This window comes from Arthrobacter cavernae (genome assembly GCF_017368795.1).
Lineage (GTDB): Bacteria > Actinomycetota > Actinomycetes > Actinomycetales > Micrococcaceae > Arthrobacter > Arthrobacter cavernae.
In genome coordinates this window covers 1-1320 of record NZ_JAFNLL010000108.1, presented here as the reverse complement: position 1 = coordinate 1320, position 1320 = coordinate 1, and the positions used below count along the sequence as shown (strand labels likewise).

At 75.1% G+C, this 1320-nt stretch carries 1 protein-coding gene and 1 pseudogene; both read right to left on the bottom strand.

Annotation, left to right across the window (positions count from 1 at the left end; all coding sequences use genetic code 11):
- A pseudogene (locus J1902_RS19015) lies at positions 1-436 on the bottom strand (DUF320 domain-containing protein); the annotation flags it as partial.
- 94 nt (positions 437-530) lie between these two features.
- The coding region (locus J1902_RS19010) for a hypothetical protein (RefSeq protein WP_207617926.1) at positions 531-1320 on the bottom strand (790 nt) is incomplete at its 5' end.

The window sequence follows — 1320 nt, the reverse complement described above, 5'->3', positions numbered from 1 at the left end:
CGGAGGTGCCGGCCACGGAAGCCGGGTCCGCCGGAGGGTAGTTCACCGGCGGGTCGGCCGGCGGGTAGTCCACCGGGGGGTCGGCCGGAGGGTAGACGACCGGCGGGTCGGCCGGCGGGTCGGCCGGAGGGTAGACGACCGGCGGGTCGGCCGGAGGGTACGCCATCGGCGGGTACGCCGGAGGGTACGCCATCGGCGGGTACGCCGGGGCATGGGCAGGGGCCTGGTTGATGGCCGTTGCGTCGCCCAGCAGGCTGAGCGAGGTGGCGCCCAGGGTGAGGGGGACATTGACAGGTGCAACCACCTGGGTGCCGGAGAGAAGGCCTCCCTGGCCGGTAGTTGTTGTATCCGCCGCGTTGGCTGCGGCGGCGCCGAGGGTCATGAGCCCGCCGGCCAAGAGGCTGCCGAGCAGCCCCCTGCGAACGATGCTATGCATTTGGTTTCTCCTGAGGGACTAGTTCCCGGGGCGCCACATCACGGGGCGCCCGACTGACCGCGTGCCGCGCGCGAAGGCGCGGCGGGCCGGGAAACTAGTCGGGGGAGGAACCGGGGTCGAAGGAGACCGGCGCGGGCAGCCGTTCGGCGGCCTCGGCCGCCAGGACGGCCCCCGACAACGGAGGCAAAACCACGGCACCCTGCAGCCAGGCCGCGGACGCGCCCGAAGGACCGGACGGGCCGCTCCCGGAACCGGCACCGGCCCCGGGGCCCGCGGGCAAAGCAGGAGGCCCGGCGGGGGACTCTTCACCCGGGGACTCCCCACCGGGCCCCGCGGGAACCGGCAGCGCAGGGACACCGTCAGCGGACGGCGACAAAGCGCCGGGGAACGGCCGGAAGGATGCACCCCCCATGCCCGGGCCCGGCGGCGAGCCGACCCCGGACGCAGGGATGCCGGCCGGCCCCGTGGAGCCCGCAACCGTGTCCACGGGGCCGCCGGAGACACCTGGCGGCAGACCGGCACCGGCGCCGGGAGTTCCGTTTCCGGGGAGGACCACAGTCCCGCTGCCCTGCCCCGATGGCCCCGGAAGACCGGGGACACCACCGGCACCAGGCCCGGCCACGGGTGCCAGCACCGAGCCAAGGACGCCCGTCACCGGCCGCAGGACCGGGCCGAGGACCCCGTCCACAACCGGCGCCACGACCCCGCCCAGTACCGGCGTCACAACCCCGTCGACAACCGGCGTCACAACCCCGTCGACAACCGGCGCCACGACCCCGCCCAGTACCGGGCTGACCACGCCGCCGACCACCGGCTGCACCAGTCCCCCGACAGCAGGACCGACCTCCGAAACCAGGCCGTCGACCACGCCCGTGAGCGGGTCA